This window comes from uncultured Nitrospira sp., from assembly GCA_902500695.1.
Taxonomy (GTDB): Bacteria; Nitrospirota; Nitrospiria; order Nitrospirales; family UBA8639; genus Nitrospira_E.
Map to the genome: position 1 here is coordinate 1,657 of CABVRQ010000122.1, position 6,031 is coordinate 7,687.

Consider the following 6,031-nt stretch of genomic DNA (forward strand, 5'->3'; position numbering starts at 1 on the left):
GTCAAGGTAACATTCAATGGAGACCTGGTGGATGTCCACGCAACATCCCATAAATGAGTTGTGGAAACTTTCAAATTTATTGGATGGGACGGCCCTCAGGTGTCGAAAAAATGGGAAGTGAAAGGGACATGATGGCTTTGGGGAATTCCATCTCGCACATGAGAACCTGAGCTGGTGTTGTCATGGACCTTCTTGATATGGGTTGTGACGAAGGTTTTCCATACAGGCATGAAGACTGAAAATATTATTTGGAATAATGATAATCAAGAGGACAATAGTTAATGAAAAACATATCCACTTTTCCCGAGGGGTTTCTCTGGGGTGCGGCCACATCGGCCTACCAGATTGAGGGGGCACCGTTGGCAGATGGTGCCGGCCCGAGCATCTGGCAGCGTTTTTCCCACACGCCGGGACATACCCTGAACGGCGATACGGGTGACGTGGCTTGCGATCATTACCATCGCTGGCGCGAGGATATCGCACTCATGAAGGAGCTGGGCTTGCAGGCCTATCGATTTTCGGTGGCCTGGGGGCGAATTTTTCCTGAAGGCAAGGGACGGCTGAATGAGAAAGGCCTGGATTTCTATGACAAGCTTGTAGACGGCCTTTTGGAAGCGGGGATTGAACCGCTGCTGACGTTGTACCATTGGGATCTGCCGGAGGCCTTGGACGATCTCGGCGGATGGCTGAATCCGGACATTGCGCATTGGTTTGCCGACTACGGGGAAGCCATGTACCGGCGGCTGGATGGCCGGGTCAAAAAATGGACGACACTCAATGAGCCCTGGGTGGTGACCGACGGTGGCTATCTGCATGGTGTATTGGCTCCTGGGCATTCTTGTCACTATGAAGCGCCTGTTGCCGCGCATCATCTGATGCGTGCCCATGGCGCGGCTGTTCAGGCCTATCGGGCTTTCGGGTCACATGAAATCGGCCTCGTGGTGAATATCGAGCCCAAGTATCCGGCTTCTGATGATCCGAAAGATCTGGCGGCCACCAATCGTGCGGATGCGTATATGAACCGGCAGTTTCTTGATCCGGCCCTCCTGGGATCCTATCCGGAGGAAATGAAGGAAATATTCGGTGACGCCTGGCCTGAATGGCCTGCCAAGGATTTCGACCTGATTCGTCAGAAGATCGATTTTGTCGGGCTGAATTATTACACGCGTGCCGTGACATGTGATGGCCCGGACTGCCTGCCTGTCAGGGCCGGGACTGTTCGCCAGCCCCACAAGACCCACACGGAAACCGGGTGGGAGGTTTACCCGGAGGGGCTATCCGATACGCTGCTGTGGCTGAAGAAACGATATGGGGACATGCCGTTCTATATCACCGAGAATGGCTCGGCATTTTTTGATCCGCCAAAACCGATTCATGGCCGTGTCATTGATCCGGTGCGGATGGATTATCTGAACCAACACCTTCGAGCGGTCCGGACCGCGATTGAGCAAGGCGTTGATGTGCGGGGATATATGGCCTGGTCTCTCATGGACAACTATGAATGGTCTCATGGCTATGCCAAGAGATTCGGTATTGTGCATGTCGATTTTGAAACGCTTGAGCGTACGCCCAAGGATACCGCCCGGTATTATTCGAAAATTATTCAATCCAATGGTGCGGTTCTGGATGAACCCTTCCTGCCTCTTTCCGTGCATATGCGTCATGGCTAGTCTCACCCTGCGAAATATTCACAAGAGTTTTGGCAAGACCGCCGTGTTGTCGGGAATTGACCTTGATGTGGCCGATGGTGAGTTTGCGGTGATTGTCGGCCCTTCGGGTTGCGGCAAGTCAACCCTGTTGCGTACCATTGCGGGTCTTGAGGAGATTGATCAGGGCACAATTAAAATCGGTGAAACCGATGTCTCGAGGCTTTCGCCTTCCGAGCGCGGTATTGCCATGGTGTTCCAGTCCTATGCGTTGTACCCGCATATGACGGTTTATGACAACATGAGCTTCGGGATGAAAATTGCCGGAGCGTCTGCAGCAGACATTGATCAAGCCGTGCGTGTGGCTGCTGATACGCTCGGCCTGACCTCGCTGCTTGAGCGGAAACCGAAAGAGCTTTCCGGTGGACAGCGCCAGCGCACGGCTATTGGCCGGGCGATCGTCAGGCGTCCGCGAATCTTCCTCTTTGATGAACCCCTTTCCAACCTGGATGCCTCTCTTCGTGTGAAGATGCGTCATGAGATTGCACGACTGCACGAGACGCTGGAGACCACGATCATCTATGTCACACATGACCAGGTGGAGGCCATGACGCTGGCCGATCGCATTGTGGTTCTCAGGGATGGATGTATTGAACAGGTAGGTTCCCCAAATGAACTGTACAAGTATCCTGCCAACCGCTTTGTGGCCGGCTTTATCGGTTCGCCTGCCATGAATTTTCTGTCCGGGTTTGTGGTAGAAAGCCGCCCGGATAGCACAACGATCCGACTGACCAGCGGAACAGGGATCAGGGTGAACGCCGTCGCCGGAGAGTTGCCTCCGGATACTCCGGTCACGCTTGGCATTCGTCCGGAGCATCTGTCGACGGGGGGGGATCACAACCTGGTTGAGATGAAGGTCAATCTTGTGGAGCCCCTTGGCAGCCATTCCTACGTTTATCTGGAAACGCCGGATGCTGATGAGCTGCTGATATTCCGCGCCTCCGGCGATTTTGGTTTCCCAAAGGGAGACAAGCTGACGATATGTCTTCCGGATGATCACTGCTATCTTTTCGGGAAAGACGGCAAGGAACTTCGGCGCAAAACTTCCGGAACCTGTTAACTATTTCAAGAACTTCGCCCTTTAATCAGTGTATGAGTACCCGAAGCTTATCAGAGAAAAATCGTGGAGTGTTCAAACTTTGTCCCGAGCGACGTCGCTCTGGCGACGGCAGGGAACGCCGCCTTGCCTGGTCCATCCTGAAAGATGGGCCCTTTGTTTTTAACACTCCCTTCCGGAAACCTCACGACAAGTCAGGGAGATCACGGATGATGTTGTATAAGAGAAGTCTTGTGTCATTTTTTTCTATTCTGGTCACGCTGATATTGCCCGTGGGAGCCGCGCTGGCCGCATCCAATATCCCGGCAAAGGATGCATGGAAGGTGTCCGCTTCCTCTATTCAGAGCGATGAATTTCTACCGGGTTACCTGGCCGATAATGATATGGCGACCCGCTGGTCCAGTCAGGCGAAGGATGAGGAATGGGCTCTCATTGATCTTGGAAAGGACGTTGAGATCACGGGCTTTACCCTGCATTGGGAGAACGGGTATTCGAATAAATACAACCTCCTGGTTTCGACCGATGCCAAGGTGTGGACGACGGTGTATGTCAACGACGACAGTGACGGGCAGATGGATGATATTTATATCCAGCCCGTTTCCGGGAGATATGTCCGGCTGGATACCAGGGAGAGAGCCACGAGCTGGGGGAATTCCCTTTGGGAATTTGATATCAAGGGGACGGACGACATTGTCAATATATCCGTGGTGGCCGGGGGTGGCGCGAATACCCAGGTGATGATGGATGGTCGCAAGGATACCGTCTGGAAAAGCGAAGCGGTCGACCGGGCAGAATTGCTTCTGGACCTGCGCAAGTCCAGAAACACGACCGGGTTGCGCATCGACTGGGGTGAGCAATATGCCGGTGCGGTGGACATGGCCATTTCCCTGGATGGAAAGGAATGGAAGGAGGTCTCCTCTATCTCCGTCGCGGAGGGCTCGCAGGGGCAATCCGATTTTGTGCCGAATGACCCGTCAGACGTCCGCTACATCAGGCTGGTGCTGACCAACCCTGTGAAAGCCGGGGGCGGTTTCGGGATTGCCGATATTTCCTTGCGTGGTCCCACGGAAGTGTTTTCCCCTTTTATTCGATATCAGTTTGATGCCAGGAGGGCTCCTTTCGGCGATTATCCCCCGCATCTCAGGGGATACCAGACCTACTGGACCCTGGTCGGCCTTCCACTGGATACCGAGGAAAGTCTGTTTGATGAGTTTGGCAATCTGGAATCCCGGCGCGACGGGCCTATGCTGATGCCCTATGTCAAAGAGGGTGACCATCTGTATTCGGCGGCCGGAGCGGCGAACATCCAACAGGAATTGCAGGACGGATATCTGCCGGTTCCTATCGTGAGATGGGAGACCGGGAATGGACTGCATTTCAAGTCCGAGGCCATTACCACGGGCCCTGTCGATGCCAGCATGACCTATGTGCGACATACGCTTGCCAATCGCTCCGATACTGTACGGAAGGGGGAACTCATCGTCACGGTCAGGCCCGCCCAGATTAACCCCAAGTGGCAACATGGCGGATTGTCGCCTATCAAATCGATCCGGTTTGTGCATGAAACCGGGAAACTGGTGATGATCAACGACAAAAATACCTACCTCGCCCTTTCGCCTGCCGACAGTTTCCTTGCCTCTCAATATGCTCACGGGGATATTGCCAACCATCTGCGGGGCAGGGTCGTCCTGGGTACCGGTGCAGACCGTAAGGGCGATGCCAAATCTATTGAGGACCAGGCCGGGACCGGCCTGCTCTCGGCAGCCTGGACCTATGCCTTTGAATTGCAACCCGGTGAATCCAAGGAGGTGGTGTTTGCGGCTCCCCTGCATGAGACCCTGTCCAATCTGAAAACCGCCGAAGACTTCGAGAAGTTGCGGCAGGAGTATGTGACATTCTGGACCGACAAGCTTAACCGTGTGGGATTCGAGCTTGCCAATAAAGCAGTCGTCAATACCGTGAAGTCGCAGATAGCCTATATCCTGTTGAACAATGATGGCGTGGTCATCCAGCCCGGCGCGCGCAGCTACAATCGGACCTGGATGCGTGATGGCGCGATCATTTCCGCCACGCTCATGCGGCTTGGTTTTTTCGAGGAGGTCAAAGCATTTCTGAATTGGTATGCGGAACGCGTGGAACCCGATGGCCTCGTGCCACCCATTCTCTTCACCAACGGTGAGGTATATGACGGCTGGGGGAGGAATATCGAATGGGACAGCCAGGGTCAGTTTATCTATGCAATCATGGAATATTATCGCTTTACGGGTGACCGGGATTTCCTGGAAAAGCATTTTGATGCTGTTCACCGCGCGATGAAGTACATTGTCACGTTGCGGGAGCGTACGCTTGATCCGAAGCATTATGAACATCTTGAGGCCGGTGAGCGCCTGAAGGGCATCCTGCCCCCGTCAATCAGCCATGAAGGTTTCATTACTCCGATGCACAGCTATTGGGACGATTTTTGGGCTATGCGGGGGTGGGCGGACGGAATTGAAATGGCGGAGATCCTGGGCCGGAAATTTTTAGCCGACTGGGCGAGGACCGAGGCGGAAAATTTCAGCACCAGCGTCAGAGAATCCATTGAAAAGACGATTGCCTGGAAGTCCCTTGACTATATCCCTGTGGATGCGGACAAAGGCACTCCTGATCCGACCTCCATTGCTATTGCCATGTTTCCCACTCAAGCCTGGCATGTTCTCCCTGCAGATATCCTGGACCGGACGTTCCGGGAATATTATCAAATGGTAAAAAAACGGGATGCCGGTTCTACACCCTATTCGTATACGCCTTACGAGGTGCGCAATATTCTAGCTCTTGCGACTCTTGGGTATCGCAAGGAAGCTTTCGACCTGCATGAAATCCTGTTCAAGGGCCGGCGCCCGGCCAATTGGAATGAGTTTGCGGAGGTTGTCCTGTCCGACAGTCGTAAGGGTGTGTATATTGGTGATATGCCACATACCTGGGTCGGGGCGGGTTATGTGAATTCTGTCCGGGGCCTCATCGTGCTGGAAGAGGACAAAAGTAAAACCTTGAACCTGCTGTTTGGTACTCCGCGCGAATGGCTTGCGGGCGATGGTATTGCTCTTTCGAATTTTCCCACACATTTCGGAAACCTGATGATGCAGGCGAAGTGGGACGACAACGACCAGAAACTGAGTCTGGATGTGGATATGCCCAAATACGCGGACAGGAAAATTTATGTTCGCTGGCCCATCCACAAGGAGAGCAAGCCGAAGCAGGTGATTGTTGAGGGCGATGACAGCTACCG

Annotated in this window: 3 protein-coding genes; all 3 read left to right on the forward strand. The window is 53.8% G+C overall.

The window, feature by feature from the left end; genetic code table 11:
- The first annotated feature begins 281 nt into the window (after positions 1-281).
- Complete coding sequence (locus AAH187_RS18230) at positions 282-1,670, forward strand: GH1 family beta-glucosidase (RefSeq protein ID WP_342349914.1); 1,389 nt, start codon at positions 282-284, stop codon at positions 1,668-1,670.
- On the forward strand, positions 1,663-2,766 hold the full coding sequence (gene ugpC / locus AAH187_RS18235; RefSeq protein WP_342349915.1) for a sn-glycerol-3-phosphate ABC transporter ATP-binding protein UgpC: 1,104 nt from the start codon (positions 1,663-1,665) through the stop codon (positions 2,764-2,766). Before AAH187_RS18230 ends, ugpC begins: the two co-directional genes overlap by 8 nt.
- Before the next feature lie 206 nt (positions 2,767-2,972).
- Positions 2,973-6,031: discoidin domain-containing protein (locus AAH187_RS18240; protein ID WP_342349916.1), on the forward strand; the 3,059-nt coding region annotated here is incomplete at its 3' end.